17 protein-coding genes and 1 tRNA gene are annotated in these 15,939 nt (G+C 42.4%); 7 read left to right on the forward strand and 11 right to left on the reverse strand.

The genetic code is table 11. The features are described 5' to 3' along the window. Positions 1–147: 147 nt before the first annotated feature. Positions 148–756, reverse strand: a complete 609-nt coding sequence (locus VIM89_RS19880; RefSeq protein WP_488157934.1) for a YdeI/OmpD-associated family protein — start codon at positions 754–756, stop codon at positions 148–150. Positions 757–872: 116 nt separating this feature from the next. Here VIM89_RS19880 and VIM89_RS19885 point away from each other — a divergent pair, with 116 nt between their 5' ends. Continuing rightward, the gene (locus VIM89_RS19885; protein ID WP_488157935.1) at positions 873–1,949 is read left to right on the forward strand and encodes an alpha/beta hydrolase; all 1,077 of its coding nucleotides are present in this window, start codon (positions 873–875) and stop codon (positions 1,947–1,949) included. A 17-nt stretch (positions 1,950–1,966) separates the two neighbouring features. Here VIM89_RS19885 and VIM89_RS19890 read toward each other — a convergent pair whose 3' ends face one another. Both VIM89_RS19890 and VIM89_RS19895 read right to left on the reverse strand, forming a co-directional pair. Then, positions 1,967–2,158: a hypothetical protein gene (locus VIM89_RS19890; RefSeq protein ID WP_488157936.1), complete on the reverse strand. Its 192-nt coding sequence runs from the start codon at positions 2,156–2,158 to the stop codon at positions 1,967–1,969. A 16-nt stretch (positions 2,159–2,174) separates the two neighbouring features. Next, complete coding sequence (locus VIM89_RS19895) at positions 2,175–2,660, reverse strand: ABC transporter ATPase (RefSeq protein ID WP_488157937.1); 486 nt, start codon at positions 2,658–2,660, stop codon at positions 2,175–2,177. 47 nt (positions 2,661–2,707) lie between these two features. On the opposite strand from VIM89_RS19895, the gene VIM89_RS19900 reads away from it, so the two are divergent. Next, the gene (locus VIM89_RS19900; protein WP_488157938.1) at positions 2,708–3,178 is read left to right on the forward strand and encodes a hypothetical protein; all 471 of its coding nucleotides are present in this window, start codon (positions 2,708–2,710) and stop codon (positions 3,176–3,178) included. On the opposite strand, the gene VIM89_RS19905 is transcribed toward VIM89_RS19900, so the two are convergent. Both VIM89_RS19905 and VIM89_RS19910 read right to left on the reverse strand, forming a co-directional pair. After that, positions 3,173–3,964 carry a (Fe-S)-binding protein gene (locus VIM89_RS19905; RefSeq protein ID WP_488157939.1) on the reverse strand — a complete coding sequence of 264 codons (792 nt, stop codon included), beginning with the start codon at positions 3,962–3,964 and terminating at the stop codon, positions 3,173–3,175. The two genes, VIM89_RS19900 and VIM89_RS19905, sit on opposite strands and share 6 nt — an antisense overlap. A 70-nt stretch (positions 3,965–4,034) precedes the next feature. Continuing rightward, the gene (locus VIM89_RS19910; RefSeq protein ID WP_488157940.1) at positions 4,035–5,330 is read right to left on the reverse strand and encodes a 4Fe-4S dicluster domain-containing protein; all 1,296 of its coding nucleotides are present in this window, start codon (positions 5,328–5,330) and stop codon (positions 4,035–4,037) included. Between the two features lie 181 nt (positions 5,331–5,511). On the opposite strand from VIM89_RS19910, the gene VIM89_RS19915 reads away from it, so the two are divergent. Further along, positions 5,512–5,584 (forward strand) — tRNA-Phe (locus VIM89_RS19915). Positions 5,585–5,699: 115 nt separating this feature from the next. On the opposite strand, the gene VIM89_RS19920 is transcribed toward VIM89_RS19915, so the two are convergent. Continuing rightward, positions 5,700–5,879: a hypothetical protein gene (locus VIM89_RS19920; protein ID WP_488157941.1), complete on the reverse strand. Its 180-nt coding sequence runs from the start codon at positions 5,877–5,879 to the stop codon at positions 5,700–5,702. 216 nt (positions 5,880–6,095) lie between these two features. On the opposite strand from VIM89_RS19920, the gene VIM89_RS19925 reads away from it, so the two are divergent. Next, entirely contained in the window at positions 6,096–7,322 is a 1,227-nt protein-coding gene (locus VIM89_RS19925; RefSeq protein WP_488157942.1) for an MFS transporter, read from the forward strand. Positions 7,323–7,353: 31 nt separating this feature from the next. Here the strand turns inward: VIM89_RS19925 and VIM89_RS19930 are convergent, their stop codons facing one another. After that, positions 7,354–7,746 carry a MerR family transcriptional regulator gene (locus VIM89_RS19930; protein WP_488157943.1) on the reverse strand — a complete coding sequence of 131 codons (393 nt, stop codon included), beginning with the start codon at positions 7,744–7,746 and terminating at the stop codon, positions 7,354–7,356. A 118-nt stretch (positions 7,747–7,864) separates the two neighbouring features. Here VIM89_RS19930 and VIM89_RS19935 point away from each other — a divergent pair, with 118 nt between their 5' ends. Further along, a complete protein-coding gene (locus tag VIM89_RS19935; RefSeq protein ID WP_488157944.1) occupies positions 7,865–8,731 on the forward strand; it encodes an SDR family NAD(P)-dependent oxidoreductase in 867 nt (288 codons plus the stop codon). 92 nt (positions 8,732–8,823) lie between these two features. Here the strand turns inward: VIM89_RS19935 and VIM89_RS19940 are convergent, their stop codons facing one another. After that, positions 8,824–9,825, reverse strand: a complete 1,002-nt coding sequence (locus VIM89_RS19940) for an EndoS/ChiA family endoglycosidase (RefSeq protein WP_488157945.1) — start codon at positions 9,823–9,825, stop codon at positions 8,824–8,826. A gap of 249 nt (positions 9,826–10,074) precedes the next feature. On the opposite strand from VIM89_RS19940, the gene VIM89_RS19945 reads away from it, so the two are divergent. Both VIM89_RS19945 and VIM89_RS19950 read left to right on the forward strand, forming a co-directional pair. Continuing rightward, complete coding sequence (locus VIM89_RS19945; RefSeq protein ID WP_488157946.1) at positions 10,075–10,464, forward strand: response regulator; 390 nt, start codon at positions 10,075–10,077, stop codon at positions 10,462–10,464. Between the two features lie 20 nt (positions 10,465–10,484). Further along, the gene (locus tag VIM89_RS19950; RefSeq protein ID WP_488157947.1) at positions 10,485–10,979 is read left to right on the forward strand and encodes a hypothetical protein; all 495 of its coding nucleotides are present in this window, start codon (positions 10,485–10,487) and stop codon (positions 10,977–10,979) included. Between the two features lie 88 nt (positions 10,980–11,067). Here VIM89_RS19950 and VIM89_RS19955 read toward each other — a convergent pair whose 3' ends face one another. From VIM89_RS19955 to VIM89_RS19965, 3 genes are all read right to left on the reverse strand, one after another. After that, on the reverse strand, positions 11,068–11,928 hold the full coding sequence (locus VIM89_RS19955; protein ID WP_488157948.1) for a sigma-70 family RNA polymerase sigma factor: 861 nt from the start codon (positions 11,926–11,928) through the stop codon (positions 11,068–11,070). Between the two features lie 265 nt (positions 11,929–12,193). Then, positions 12,194–13,345: an exo-alpha-sialidase gene (locus VIM89_RS19960; protein WP_488157949.1), complete on the reverse strand. Its 1,152-nt coding sequence runs from the start codon at positions 13,343–13,345 to the stop codon at positions 12,194–12,196. A 129-nt stretch (positions 13,346–13,474) separates the two neighbouring features. Further along, a complete protein-coding gene (locus tag VIM89_RS19965; protein WP_488157950.1) occupies positions 13,475–15,772 on the reverse strand; it encodes a family 20 glycosylhydrolase in 2,298 nt (765 codons plus the stop codon). Positions 15,773–15,939: the final 167 nt, after the last annotated feature.

Here is a 15,939-nt window from a genome sequence, read left to right on the forward strand (position 1 = left end):
GGTAAAGTGATTAGCATTCCGAACGGCTTCCTACAGCCAATGACAAATCGTAATCTTTTTCTTTACCCTTTTCTTCTGCACTAAATCTACTCTTAACTCACATTGTTTTTATCCTATCCACAAACATAGGATGACAAAAATACGCTACTACTTATACTTCCAATGCCTAGTCTTCCCTTCACTTATCCATTCCAAAGCCTGTTGCATGCGCTTTTCGCGGGTAGCCTCGGATTTGGCTTCCACAAACCATTCCAGGTATTCGCGTTTGCTTGACGGACTGAATTTTTCGTAATTGCCCATTGCAGCTAAATTCGCCCTGAGCAGTTTATCAAAGTCATCAGGCATAGGAATTTCTGCTTTTGGAGCAGACGGTTTCTTAGGCTCTTTTACACCGCTTTCATTTATGGCGATCATTTGATGTATAAAGCCAATCAGCACTTCATCTGACGGTAGGTCTTCCATTGTATTGATTCGCCCGAAGCTTCCTGCTGCGGCTTCTTCATCACTGCCTTGTAGCAAATGATCAGGATCGTTCAATCTGGATGCTTTCCAAAATCCAAATGCACAGTGTTGCTTAAAAGCAGCCATCATACATATGGGACCTTTATAATCAAAAAAGGGCATACCCCATTTAACGGTTTCATTGATCAGAGGCGAGGCGCGATGAACTACTTCGCGGATATGGATTAAAATTGGTTTGGCAAAATCACCCGATTTGGCGATATAAGCGTCTATACGGTCGTCAAATTGTCCCATGGTGAATAAAATTAATGGAATTCTCTTTAATATAGTACCAAATGCTATTTTAAAATTTGATTTGACCTGTTACTATTTTAACTGGTCATGCGTCTGATAAATACAAATCGTCACTTATGAAAAAGCTTTTACCTTTTCTGTTTGTCACTTTTATCAGTTGCTCTGTTACCTTTAGCCAGGTTAGGAGCGACTCTGCAAGGCACTACGTTGAAAAAGAGATCGTTCAATGGGAATTTACTTCAAAAACCGTTGGCGACGACTTTACCATATATATCCATTTTCCACCGGGATACGATACCACAAAAACCAAATACCCGGTACTTTACATGACCGATGGCGACTGGAACATGACCGTCGCCATGAACTGCTTCAACATGCTCAGGCAAGACTACAATATCACTACCGAGCCGCTTATTGTGGGTATTGGTTATGGCAATCGACCAAACAAAAGATCAAGAGACCTTGACCCGGGCAAAGGCGGACCGAAATTCCTGGAGTTTATTCAAACAGAAGTAATGCCATTCATCGAAAAACAATACCGCGTGACTGACAATAAAACCTTATATGGCTATTCACTAGGTGGCATGTTTACTATCTATACTCTTTTTGAACACCCTGGAATATTTAATATGATCGGTATTGGCGCTCCTGGAAATGAAGGGAATGATCTGATGATCGAGGCGAAGAAATATTTCGCAACACATAAGGATTTAAATACAAAGGTGTTTTTAGGAGTAGGCTCCTATGAGCATGACAATGTAAAACACATTAATGAATTTAAGGCCTACATCGATAAGCAAAACTTCAAAGAGTTTGATCTTTTAACTGGCATCACGCCTAATGCAGCCCACGGCGCAGCTTTGGCACAGGTAATGCAGAATGCCATAAAATTCTTCTATTGTATTCAGCACAAGCCAATTGATATGACTGCAAGTGACCTTAATAAATACGCAGGAACTTATGCTGTTGCCGGTGATTCCAATACCAAATTGAAGTTTTATCTAGATGGTAATGCCCTTTACTTTAAGGTAGGCGACAATGTCCCTTTACAAGTTGTACCATTTACCAAAGACGGCTTCTTTATCTATGAAAACGAAAAAATGAATATACTTTTCAAAGAAGAGAACAGTAAAAAGTATTTCCTAGTCGGCTCACCAAATGAGAAGCCAACACGTATTGATAAGATAGATTAATTGGGATTGATGTCGAACTAAATATGCTCTAACGATAATGATTCAGACTTACCGATTTGAATATCCCTTATTTCTTTTAATGCAGTAGCTATCTCTTGTGTCAATCCTTCATCAGCAGACGTCAAAGTAACTTTCGCTTCAAATTTTTGCAGAATCTTCAAAATAAGTTCTGCATCATTATCCTTTACCTGTACTGTGAAAGTTGTCATACACAAATTTAAATAATTATGTGGTAATTAGGTTACCAAATAACTGGTTGTGCCAGCTCTCTTTAAACGGCACTTCCCATTTGGTTTCCAGCTGCTCCAGGTTTTGCACCAGGTTGTTATAGACGATGGTATTTGAATTGATCTTGCCTGATCTTAACAAATCTTCAAATTCATCGCGCGGAGCAGAAAGCACTTTTTCTCCTTCGCGGTAAGCTAAGTTGAAACGGTCTAAAAGATTGATGCCGAATTCCTGTTCCATTCTTTTGATAAAGTTGACGGATTTATCGATCGAACAGCCACTGGCTCCTGCCTGGCTTTCGTCGACAATCAGGATCAAAAAGCGGTTGTACCGTATCTCGGCTTTGGCCTTCAATTGATGGTTATGGGCAGTCCACTCGGAGGCAAATTTATTTAAAATTTCATGTAACTGTTTTACCTCATCATCGTATAGTTCCCTATCCGATTGGTATATCCACACTCTTGACTGTTCAGAAAATCGCATTTACAAAAATATCGAATTTCTTAACTTTAGTAATACAAAATGTTGTCATGGTAAAATCAATTCTTACTAAAGCAAAAATTCTGGTAATACTGGTTCCGATGGCGATTTGCTGCGCTTTTACCTATAAAATGGGCGAAAAAGAGTGGCTCGACTGGAGTAATAAATGCCTTTTGCAGACCTTCGACTCGTCTACAGACACCAAATTGAAAAAGTGGGAAATCGAGGTCACGCCGCAGCATTTTATCCATTTCAGAAAAACTTATCAACATGGCAAACAGGAATATTTTTCCTTCCATCTGACCAAACTGGACAGTGTAAATTACCTGGGAGAAACCACCAGTGGTGAACTGGAATTTAAGACCCTGAAGGACGATATCATCGTACAAACCTATGACGATCCAAAAGGCAATATCGATTCTATGGCGACTACTTTAACTATCCCGGTAAAGGATATGACGCCTGAAAAATTAGATAGCCTGAATGATGCTTTGGATTTTTTGAGGGACACGAAATTATAGCCCATTCGCCCTGGCAGTGATCTCGGCTATATCCAGCACTTCTATTTCCTTATCCTTTTCTGAGAGCTTTACCCCATCGCGCAGCATGGTCATGCAAAACGGGCAAGCGGCGGCCACTACAGTAGCCTTGCTTTCCAGCACATCGCTCATGCGTTCGATATTGATGTCTTTGTTCCCTTTCTCCGGTTCTTTAAACATCTGCGCCCCTCCTGCCCCACAGCACAGACCATTTGTACGACAGCGTTTCATTTCAACCAGGTCAGCATCTAGTACCTCAAGAGCTTTGCGCGGAGCTTCATATACATCATTACCCCTGCCCAAATAGCAAGGATCATGGTAAGTGATGCGTTTGCCCTTAAAGCTTTCGCCGCCTTCGGCTTTCAGTTTGCCTTCGTCTATTAACTGCTGAATCAGTTGGGTATGGTGAATCACTTCATAATTGCCACCCAAACCGGGATATTCATTTTTAATGGTATTAAAACAATGCGGACAGCCGGTAACGATCTTCTTGATATTATAACCATTCAGCACCTGGATATTCATCATAGCCTGCATCTGGAAAAGAAATTCGTTGCCTGCCCGTTTAGCCGGATCACCTGTACAGGATTCTTCAGTACCCAACACCGCAAAGCTGATACCCACATGATTTAATATCTTGCATATATCACGGGTAATGCGCTGCGCCCGCTCATCAAAGCTGCCTGCACATCCCACCCAAAACAATATTTCAGGTTCCTTACCCTGGGCCATCATTTCGGCCATGGTCAATACTTTTACTTCTTCCATATATTGTCATCGGTCAGTAGTCATTGGTCATTGATCACCGATTTTACTAATGACCAATGACTAATGACTGCTAATCTTTCCAATTAAACCTATCCGCCTGACTATACTTCCACGGCGCGCCATTGTTTTCTACGTTGCCGAACATATTATTCAGGCTGGCAGGTGCCTGCGATTCTTCCATCACAATATAGCGGCGCATTTCTGTAATGATTTCCAGCGGGTTAATATTTACCGGGCAGGCTTCTACGCAGGCATTGCATGTTGTACAGGCCCAAAGTTCCTCTCGGGTGATGTAATTATCCAGCAGCGATTTATCGTCTTTATAATCTTTTCCGTTTTTATCCAGCTTATTACCCACCTCTGTGATCCTATCCCTGGTATCCATCATGATCTTGCGTGGAGATAACAGCTTACCTGTTTGATTAGCCGGGCAAACCGAAGTACACCTGCCACATTCGGTACAGGTGTAAGCTTCCATCAGATTTTTCCAGGTCAGGTCGGTCACATCCTTGGCTCCAAAGCGGGCTATCTCGCCAGTATTTTCTGGGACAAACGAAGGGTCAAGCATAGCTTTTACTTCATTGGTCACAGAAGCCATATTGGTGAACTTCGCTTTCGGATTCAAATTAGAGTAATAAGTATTCGGGAAAGCCAGCAGGATATGAAAGTGCTTGGAATAAGGCAGATAATTCAGGAATGCTAATATCCCAATGATATGAAACCACCAGCAGCCACGTTCGATCATTTCAAGCGAATTGGCAGTATCAGGCAATAGCGGACCAATTAACTTACTTACCGGAAAACTGCCTGCTTTAATGTAATGACCAAAGTTTAACAGTTGTAATTTATGGTCGGCAGCATTCATGGTCAGGAAGGCAGTCATCAACAGAATCTCGATGATCAGGATATAGTTTGCATCAGATTTTGGCCAGGAGGTCATCTCTACACCATTAAAACGTTTTAAATGGCCAATATTTCTTCGGATAAGAAAAGTAAAACAGGCGATCAGCACCAGTATTGCCAGGAACTCAAATCCGCCTATCAGTAGGTTATATAAGCCTCCCAAAGGAGCCGAAAATATCCGGTGCGAGCCAAATACACCATCGATCAGTATTTCCAGTACCTCGATATTGATAATGATAAAACCCACATAGATAAAGAAATGCATCACCGCGGCAAGCGGGCGCTTAGTCATTTTGGTTTGACCGAGGGCAATTTTGGCCATCGTTTTCCATCTTTCGGCGGGATTATCCGAGCGGTCGGTATCATGGCCAAGCAGGATATTCCGCCTGATCTTACCTACATTTTTGCTGAAAAGATAAATTGCCGCCGCCAATATGATGATAAAAATGACCTGTCCAATCATTATGCTTGCATAGTAAATTTTCCCAAAGTTAATTTTTAAGTTGAAATGTCCAAGGGGAGCAACTGTTGTAAAGTTGAAATGTTGGAAGGTTGTAAAGTTGGTTTTAACAGGAGATTAATCTTTTTTCAAAAAAAGTTTTCATAAACAAAAAAACACACTACATTTGCAGCCCCAACGGGATGGTATCATAGCTCAGTTGGTAGAGCAAAGGACTGAAAATCCTTGTGTCGCTGGTTCGATTCCAGCTGATACCACATCTTAAAAGTCAAAAGCCTCTGGTCGTAAGTCCGGAGGCTTTTTTTATTGAATGCAAAATACGCGGCTAAGCTAAGCTGGTTAGTGTCTTGAGGAATCCCGCAAAAACAGATATTAACTATGTTGAAACGTGTTAAACGGCGGAACATCCTCAAATGACCAAGGTATTGAGCCGCTTTCAATTTTATTTTCCATAATCAAAATATCCGGAGTAGCCCATTCTTTTTTAGCTCTCTTATCAGTTATTTCATTTGCATTATTAAAACTTAGCGGGTGATTGGTTTGATCAGGCATATTCATAATTTTTAGGTTATTAGGTTAATGCCGAAATTAACGAAATGTTTCTAAAATTTTTCTTTTAATTTAATTTTTTCACCGTGTTCGTTCACGAACACGGTGAACGCTCGTGAACAGCATGAACACTGCTCGCCCTCCCGTCACATCAACGTCTTTTCTTTATTACTTGCAGCAAACAATCCCCATTTCAGCTATCGCTACCTTTGCAGCACCATGCTACCAACATCTGCCATAACATCATCACAACTCAAAAATCAGCGGGTTTCAACCCTATTGGCCTTTGCCTTGTTGCCGCTGTCGGGGTTCGCTACAGACATTTATATTCCTTCGTTGCCCAATATGGGTGCCGATATGCATATCAGCAGCATACAGGTACAATTAACCCTCACGCTGTTCCTGATCAGCTATGGCACCTCTCAACTGTTTTTGGGGAGTATTTTAGATTCCTACGGACGGTACAAGTTCAGCATGGGAGCCTTGCTGGTGTTTATCCTGGCTAGTATAGTTATTGCCATCACTCACAATATTTATGTGATCTACGCCATGCGGATCATCCATGGCATTACCGTGGCCATGATCGTCATCGCTAAGCGAGCCTACTTTGTAGACGTATATGAAGGCTCGCAGTTAAAACATTACCTCAGCATGTTCACCATCATCTGGTCTGCCGGGCCAATAGTGGCGCCATTTTTAGGCGGTTATTTTCAAAACACCTTCGGCTGGCAGTCGAACTTCTATTTCCTGGCGGCTATGGCATCGGTTATAGCCGTGCTGGAACTTTTATATAGCGGCGAGACTATCCGTCACCGCACACAGTTCCACATCAAGAAAATAGCTGCAGTGTATGCCGAAATGATCAAAGAAACCACGTTCAGTCTGGGTATCCTGATGCTGAGCTTTGCTTATTCCATGGTGATCATGTATAACATGACCGGCCCGTTCATCATCGAGCATCACTTTAAATTTACGCCGGTTGTTGCAGGCTATTGCTCGCTCATCCTGGGCCTGGCATGGATGGCAGGCGGATTTATTGGCAAAGCGCTCATCAACCGGCCGTTTTTTAGCAAGCTGTTTGTTAATATTTTGCTGCAGCTCGCAGTGGTTACTTTAATGATCGTCACCGCAAAATTTGTGAGCAATGTTTACCTGATGGTATTTTTTGCCTTCGCGATACACGTAGGCGCCGGGTTTACTTACAATAATTATTTCACCTATTGTTTGGGCCGCTTCCCTAAAAACGCGGCCATGTCTGGCGGGTTTACCGGCGGTATGGTGTATGTCATCCTCTCGTTGTTGACTTACCTGGTAGTGGCTGCCATTCCCGCTAAAGATCAGCTTAACCTGAGCTACAGCTATTTGGTGTTTATAGCGTTATCTGTTGTGGTGATGTTGGTGTTATTTAGGTTGAACAGGAAGCCCGCCTCAGCAATTGCGGATTAGGCATTGGGAATTAATGTCACCTCTTTTATTGTCAATCTGAATCACACTCACCCTTTTCAAGCTGCTCTTTTACTTTTTCAAGACGCTTTTTGACCATTTTCAATTGGCGGATTTTCGTTTCTATCTCAGTAATTTTTGCCGAAAAAAGAGCCAACTGTTCTTCGCGCGGAGAGGAACTTCCATACCAACTTTCAAGCATCTTCTTTATTTCCAGTAAGGTGAAACCAACCTCTTTAGCTTCCTTTATGATCTCCACCTTCTCAGCAACTTCGTCGCTATAGTTTTTATAGTTGTTCGTTTTCACCTTATCATCCGCTTCCCCATGGATCAATCCGAGATTTTCATAATAACGAAGCGTGTGAATAGAAACGCCGGTTTGTTTTGATAATTGGTTAATCAACATAATTTGTCGATTTTTTGTCATATTATAAAGTATATAGTATACTCTATGCTTTATAGTTTGCAAACATACTCATTACATTTGCACCATGCAAACAAATTATATTTAGGTTATTGCAAAAACAACTTTAAGAAGAACAGGAATGGAAAGTAAGATAATCTTAATTACCGGAAGTACAGACGGTATTGGTAAGATCACTGCAAAACAACTGGCAAAGCAGGGACATACGATTATCCTTCATGGAAGGAACCAGGCAAAGGCAGAAGCCATGCGCCAGGAAATCAAGGCTGAAACAGGAAACGATAAAATCGATATTCTGATAGCTGACCTGCTATCGATGGCTGACATCAAACGCGCAGTTGGAGACTTTAAGAAAAGATATGACCGGTTGGACGTACTGATCAACAACGCAGGTGCGGTGTTCGGCAAAATAAGGGAGACTACAAAGGATGGCCTTGAGAAAACAATGGCGCTCAACGTCTTCGCTCCCATGCTGTTGACACAATTACTATTAGACACATTGGCGAAAAGTCCGGCTGCAAGGATCGTGAACGTTTCATCGGCGGCACATTCAATGGGCAGTAAACCCAACATGAACGATATTCAACTATTGAAAAACTATTCATTCGCCAATGCATATGGAAACTCCAAGCTATTCGCAATCTGGCTCACCCAACACCTTGCCGCTGAACTGAAAGCCAGGAACATTTCCAATATTACAGTCAATTCCCTGCACCCCGGGATGATTAAGACAGACTTCGGTCAGACCATAGATAAAGGCTTTTGGGGTAACCTGTTGTTTAAAGTCGCAGTTGCATTATTCGGCATAACGCCGGAAAAAGGTGCAGAAACAACGATTTATCTTACCATTTCACCAGAAGTAAATAATATTTCAGGCAAATATTTTTCGAACAAAAAGATTGTGGAACCAAACGCCAAATATTATACACCGGAGAATGAAAAGCTGGTTTGGGAATACGTACAGCAAGTCATCAAACCTTATCTATGAAAAATCTCCGCCGATTCAAGCGCCTCACTTAAAGCCAAAAGCCATTTCCTTACAAGGAAACGGCTTTTGGTACTCAATATATACGTAGTTGCCTACGGGTTCATGATCTTAATAAGTTTATTGGTTACTATATAGTCAGGCACATAAAGTGTATTATCTGTAGACGAAGTGAGCGGTGCATCTCTGTCTATTGCATAACCAAATTCGCCGCCTTTTTTACCGGTTAATGGCTCCCACCTTGCAAAGTCGAATGCATGCCCGGTGCCGTTTACCGGGTAGGTAACATCATACCAAACGTTACTGGGGTATCCATTTTCCTCATAGAAGCTAAAGCCGGGCACAAATTTGCTTGAACTTATATAAGGAGAGAAAGTAGTCCAGGTAGCTTGCAGGGTGGATGCGCTCCTGCCGTATGCCTGCAGCCATACATAACTTACCATGGTATACACTTTCCGGAACATGCTGTTTGTACCGCTTTGGTTGGTATCAAAGGTGAGCAGTTTCCCCGTACCCGATTTAGGACCGAGATAGGCAGATAGCGCGGTATAAACACCCACCATATCGTTCAGGGTCTGACCGGTTGGGTTGCTCTCCACGTCAATGTCATATCCGTCCAGGTTATATTTATTTACCAGGCTGTCCATAATATATTTTGCGGTAGCCTTATAACCGGCTGTATTATGCCCGGCGCCTGCAACCAGGTTCAAATTGCCGGTCATGATAACTTTGGTGCCCTTTGCATGCAGCGTGTTGATCCAGCCAGGCACATTGCCGATTATTGGTGATGTTGGCGAGAAACAAAAAAGGATGAGCACATCAAGGCTGTCGGGCACTTGCGAAAAGTCGGAACCATTAAGTCCGGGTCCATAACACGGCCCTTGTACCCTGTAAAAGCCTGCCATAATTTCGTGCGCACTGTTTTTGTAAGCAATAAGCGCCGAATCTGAGGTTCCCGATAATGCCTGCATATTGGCCTTACCTTTCAAATTAATACTGTTAGACCTGGCGTCCTTTTTACAGGAGTTTATTAATGAAAGCAGGCCAATGCACAACATGATCAACCACAAGTTAATTGAGAAGACGTTCTTTTTCATAACTGTTTTTTTAAGGTTTATAAAATAGGAATTGGTTAGCTATTGCATACTTAAGCCGACGGGCGCCGCACTTTCCTGTAATTTGTAGGCTTGCTTTTTAAGCAAACCGTTTTTTAAGTGTTTATGTTTTAATAAAGTGTTGATTATTAAAATATTCGGTCTGCCATGCCGGTTCGGGCATATCTCAACGTCCTCAGATTATGTTTTAATTTGAAAAACATTATCTTTAGCATTATCAATAGGTCATTCATGAATAAACGCGTACTCATCATTGAAAACGATCAGGACATCCGCTTAATCGTTGATTATATCTTACAGGAGCAGGGTTTCGAGACGCTAAGCATTCCCGAACCCCAGGAGCTTTGGGACCTTCTGAGCTTCCGGGCTCATGTGATCCTGCTGGATGAATTTGTCAACAGCCAGCCGGGTCACCGTTTATGCAGAAAGATGAAAAATATTCCTGAGTTGGCAGCTATCCCCGTAATCATATTGTCTACAGCCAATGATATTGAACTTATTGCGAAGGAGTGCGAAGCCAACGATTATATCCGCAAGCCGTTTGATATTGAACTGATGGTAGACAAAGTGCTTCGCGTCGTCAATCACCAGCCGCTGCCTTCCGGAACGGTGGATGAATAGTATTCCCCACGAAAATATTTATGTCAGAGCAATGGAATAACTTTTACGTAATGGTGGGTAGCGGCGCAGCTGCACTTGCAGGTCTTATTTTCGTTGCAATGTCCATCAATCACCAGATCATTATCCGAAATACAACACATAAAAACCGGGCAATTAATATGCTGTCGGGCTTCACAGCAATATTTATGGCAAGCGGCCTCGCGCTTATTGCGAATCAACATCTCGAAGTGCTCGGCTTTGAGTGGCTTGTTCTTTGGATCATCGCAACAGTCATCTTCATCAGAGGCTATGTTATAGCTATCAGGGCAGGCATGAGTTTTATTGGATTGAACGTGCCACGCCTTGCAGGTGGCACCATTTGCTATCTCGCCGAAGTTTTAAGTGCAATTTTCTTTATCCTCGGATATAATACAGGGCTGTACATAGCAGCTGTCTCAATCATTGTTTTATTCGCATTCCTCATTTCGGGAGCATGGCTCCTTATGATCGGCATTTACCACGAACAAGCTAAGTGAATAATAATAGCTGATCCTTCGCTGATCTTACAAAAAGAAAGCCTTCAGCTTTCGCTAAAGGCTCTTAGTCAATTTATGCAATCAAGAATTACAAATAACTCTTCAATTCCCGGTAAGCTCTGTCGCTATGCCTAAGCCTGGCTAAAGCTTTATCCTTTATCTGCCTTACCCGTTCCCTGGTCAGGTTGAATTTTTCGCCAATCTCTTCAAGACTTAATGGCTGCGATCCGCTTAAACCAAAAAACAGCTCAACAATTTCCCTGTCCCTGGTTTCGAGCATCTTCAAACTGCGCGATATCTCGGTTCTTAGTGAATCATCCATCACCCCTTTATCAGTACCTGCTTCGGGGTTTTGCAGCACATCTAAGAGCGTGTTTTCCTCCTCGCTACTGAATGGCGCATCAACAGATAAATGCCTGCTTGCACTTGCAAGTGTTCCCGCAACCTTTTCAACGGTTACTTCTAAAATTTCGGCAATTTCTTCTACCGTTGCCGCCCTTTCCAGATGTTGCTCCAGCTCAGACGAAGCCTTGCTTATTTTGCTTAAGTCGCCAACCTTATTTGCCGGCAGGCGCACCATTCTTGCATGGTCTGTAATAGCCTGGAGAATGGATTGACGGATCCACCAAACAGCATAGGAAATAAATTTGAAGCCTTTCGTTTCATCAAAACGTTTGGCAGCCTTGATCAATCCAAGGTTTCCTTCATTAATCAGGTCTCCAAGGGTAAGCCCCGAACTTTCGTATTGTTTCGCAACCGAAACTACAAAGCGTAAGTTTGCACTTGTCAGGCGTTCTAAGGCTGCCTGATCGCCTTGTTTAATTTTTTGTGTTAAGACCACTTCCTCTTGCGGCGTCACCATCGGGATCTTTGCAATATCCGATAAATACTGTTGCAATGACGCAGACTCACGGTTCGTGATCGACTGACTTATTTTAAGTTGTCTCATTTATCAAAATACCTTTCTTAGTGATTGCTAAAGATTGTGTGCCTTAAAATGCGCGTAGTGATTTTGCTTATAAAAGCGGAATAGCTAAAAAGCTGATGCGGTCAAATGAAAGGAATCGCTACAAAACTTTAACATACAAAGATACATTAAAACGCTCCGAAATTTGTCGATTGAATGTAAACAATCGACTGAATATCAGAGCACAACAATTAAAAAAAGTCATTTTTTCCTGACAAATAGTCCAAACAGCAAAAAGATCAACCTGTTATTTCACCTGAGACAAATTGAACCGGATCGCCTCGATGGATTCTTTTTGCCGGGAGATGATCACATACATATAACCTTTGTAAACCATGGTCACCGGGTAGCCATATTGGCCGCCTTTCCATAAGCCTTTCTTTTTTAAGATATAAAGATCATCTGCAATGATGAATTGTTTATTGAAGTATTTTCCGTCGTCAGAAAGCGCCAATACCAACGGATTGCGGTCGTAATGATGGAGCGTATCCGGGATACCTACGTAATAAAACCTTTTGTCGGGTAATCTGCCGAAATGGAATTTACTGTCATTATCGGTGAAGTTCGTCTCAATGGGCTGCGACCAGCTTTCTCCGTTATCCTTGCTTTCTGTCAGCCAAAGCTTACCTTTCCAGCCTTTGCCGGTTACGCGCAGCAGCATATGGATTATTTTATCATCCGTCTGAAAAAACGATCCTTCACATAATGGCGGTAGACCAGTTTTCTCTGCAGGACTATAGAATGTCGCCGGGTTATCTTGTTTATAAAGTGAATCCGGGTAAAAACTACTCATCTTCCAGCCTGAAAGCCCGGTATGATCATCAGTGTAAGGGAAGGTGAAATTACCGCTGATGATCAATCTGCCTCCCTGCACTATAGCTGGGCCATGGTTTGGATTAACAGGGACATGCATATCTATTGGTGCATTCCAGTGCAGGCCATCAGTACTTGTTTTTGCACATAAATGGGTGTTGGTACGATCTTTCTCATATTCGCCATAATAAGCTACCAGCGTGTCATTAAACTGATAAAATCCGGCAGCGGTCAGCACATTCAATATGCCTTTTGAGCCCTTGGATGGCGATGCCAGTTCCTGCGGCACCGACCACTTTTTGAAATCATTTGATACCGAAAATACAACCCGCTGTCCTGGCGAATCCTCATCAATCATACCGTCCGACCAGATGGCAATCAGTTTACCTTTAAATGCAGTAATCGCAGGGTGATGATTGTACAGCCATTCCTTTTCAGGGGAGAAGATCATGCTCCGCTCAATTTTCAGATGCGGTAAACCGGTTGTATCGCGATAGTTATTTCTGATACCAGTCTGCTGAGCATAGGCACTTAAAGCTATGACAATCAAAAATGCGGGTATAATGTTTCTCAAGGTTTTTATCATGGATAACTCTATAACGTAAATCATCAAAAAAACCGTTCCGGTTTCCCGGAACGGCTGCGATCAACTAATCAACGAATGTTGCACAACCAAATGCAATCATTGTTATCTTCTACCGCATAGCGGTTATTTCTAGTTCCTGAACCAGGATGCAGGTATATCCTTCGGTTCCGATCCGTTAAAGCTGTATTTCAATTTGAGGGTAAAACCACCGCCGCCTTCAATAAAATCAAGCGCGAATGGCTGTAAGCCTTTACCCAAAGCCACCTGCCCTGTTTTCTCGATTGCAGAGTGCAGACCGTCATTATCAACCGTCACCCGGTTAGCTATTTTCAATATCCCGCCGTCATCACAGGTTAGGTAAAACGTATAAATTCCGGGTTCCAGTATGTCAATATAACCACGATATTTCAAACCGAATGATGGTGCATTAACTGACTTCGGCACATCGATGCTTGTAGCAAGGTAGGCACTATCTGGTTTTCCTGCAGGGATTTTCGTGGTTCCTTTGAAGAAGCCTTTATAATAATCCACCTTCAACCCCGGAACGGTTTTGTCTGGCGCCGTCGGCGTAGCCAGGCTTTGTTGCTCATATTTTATTGCGTAAACATCGCCTCGTTTACCTCTTGGTGTAAAGGCGGCAACCTTTACTGTTTCAGTATGGCTAACCAGCAAATTATTTAATACTGGTGAAGTAGCTTGAGGCAATGAACCATCAATAGTATACCGAACAGTTAATGTTTTTAGCGGAGACGTCACATTTAAATGGTCACTATCAACAAATACTTTGCTATCAATAATACCCTCCAGGTCAGGCAGGCGGTAATTGATATTCAAAGCATCCATCCGTGGAAACTGCATTACCAATCTTTTCTGATAAGATGCATAATCCTCGCTTTTATTTGTCCACAACATTTCAGCTAAAGCAGTCATACGTGGCATGGTCATATAATCCGCGCGCTTTTCTGACGGGATATTTTCCGACCATACATTGGCCTGCGCACCTATAATGAGCTTCGCCTGCTCTGGTGTCAGTCCTGCCGGAATGGGATTGAAATGATAAACATTGTAGATAGAATTCTTATCAGCTGGATAATCAAAATACAGCGGACTGCCCGGTGTCATGATTACGTGGTTACCGTTGCGGGCTGCCTTTGCCGGAGCGTCGGGCACCCAGGTGCGCCAGTACATGATATTTGCCGTCGAACTGATACCGCCTTCCAACACCTCATCCCAACCGATCAGTTTGCGGCCTTTCGAGTTGAAGAACTTCTCCATGCGGTTGATAAAATAACTCTCTAGTCCGGCGATATCTTTTATGCCTTCCTTCTTCATCAATTCCTTGCAGGCATCCGATTTAGCCCAATCACTGCGGTCAACTTCGTCTCCGCCTATGTGAATATATTCAGACGGGAAGATATCCATGATCTCGGTGAATACATTTTCAGCAAACTCGAAAGTAGTTTCATTGCAAGGGCAAATGGGCTTGGTAAATAACTCTCCCCAGCTATTCTCGCCATTGCAGGTAAGGAAAGGATAAGAGTTTATAGCTGCCATCATGTGCCCCGGCATATCTATTTCTGGAATGATATCAACATGCTTACCAGTAGCATACTTTACCAGGTCCTTCATTTGCTGCTGGGTATAAAAGCCGCCATAGAGTGTTTTACCGTTGCGCTGGATGATATGCTCTTTATCAATAGCAAAATCAGGATTATCAGCAGCACGCTTCATGCAAGCGGTATCATTCTTATCAAATGTGCGCCATGCACCGTTTTCTGTCAGCTTTGGATATTTCTTTATTTCTATCCGCCAGCCCTGATCGTCGGTCAGATGCAAGTGCAGTTTGTTCATTTTGTACAACGCCATCCTGTCGATAAACTTCCTCAGGTAAGTTATCGAAAAGAAATGCCGGGATACATCCAAATGCATCCCACGCCATGAGTAATCAGGCTGATCGCTGATCATTAATGCCGGTAATTGCAATTTTGATGCCGCCCTTCCTTCCTCTATAGACACAGGCAATAACTGCCTGATTGTTTCAATGGCATAAAATACACCTGTGTTGCTTCCAGACACAATAGTCACTTTTGATGGCGCGATCTTTAACCGGTATTCGCCGGTTGATTTTATATCAGGATCATAAACGATATCGATAACATTGGTTTGACGCGTAGTTTTTAAAACCTTTAAGTCGCTTTTTAATGACTTGGCAAGCAGTTCATTCAACTGACCTATTTCGCTGCTGAACCTCTCCTGTGAAGCAGAACTGATAACTGTTTGCTTGGTAATATAGAAGTCGCCTTTCCCCGGTTCCAAAGATTTTGGATAGGGTATTAACGCATAATTTTCCTGCGCAAAAGTATAAGAGGTAGTGAACGATAAACTTACCAGCAGAATCGATAAGGCAGATATATATTTTCTAATCATCTAACTGATTGACAATACGTTAAATAAAATAAAGCAATCTCACAATTATACTCATCAATGGCCGTCAATTATTTTCCAAAAACTGCCATTTCTTAAGCTATTTTGGCATCATTGAAATAATACCAAGTAAAAATATGCTCAATACGGTGAATAAATGCGCCTTTTAG

It is taken from the genome of Mucilaginibacter sp. (assembly GCF_036568825.1).
In the GTDB taxonomy this organism is placed as follows: domain Bacteria; phylum Bacteroidota; class Bacteroidia; order Sphingobacteriales; family Sphingobacteriaceae; genus Mucilaginibacter.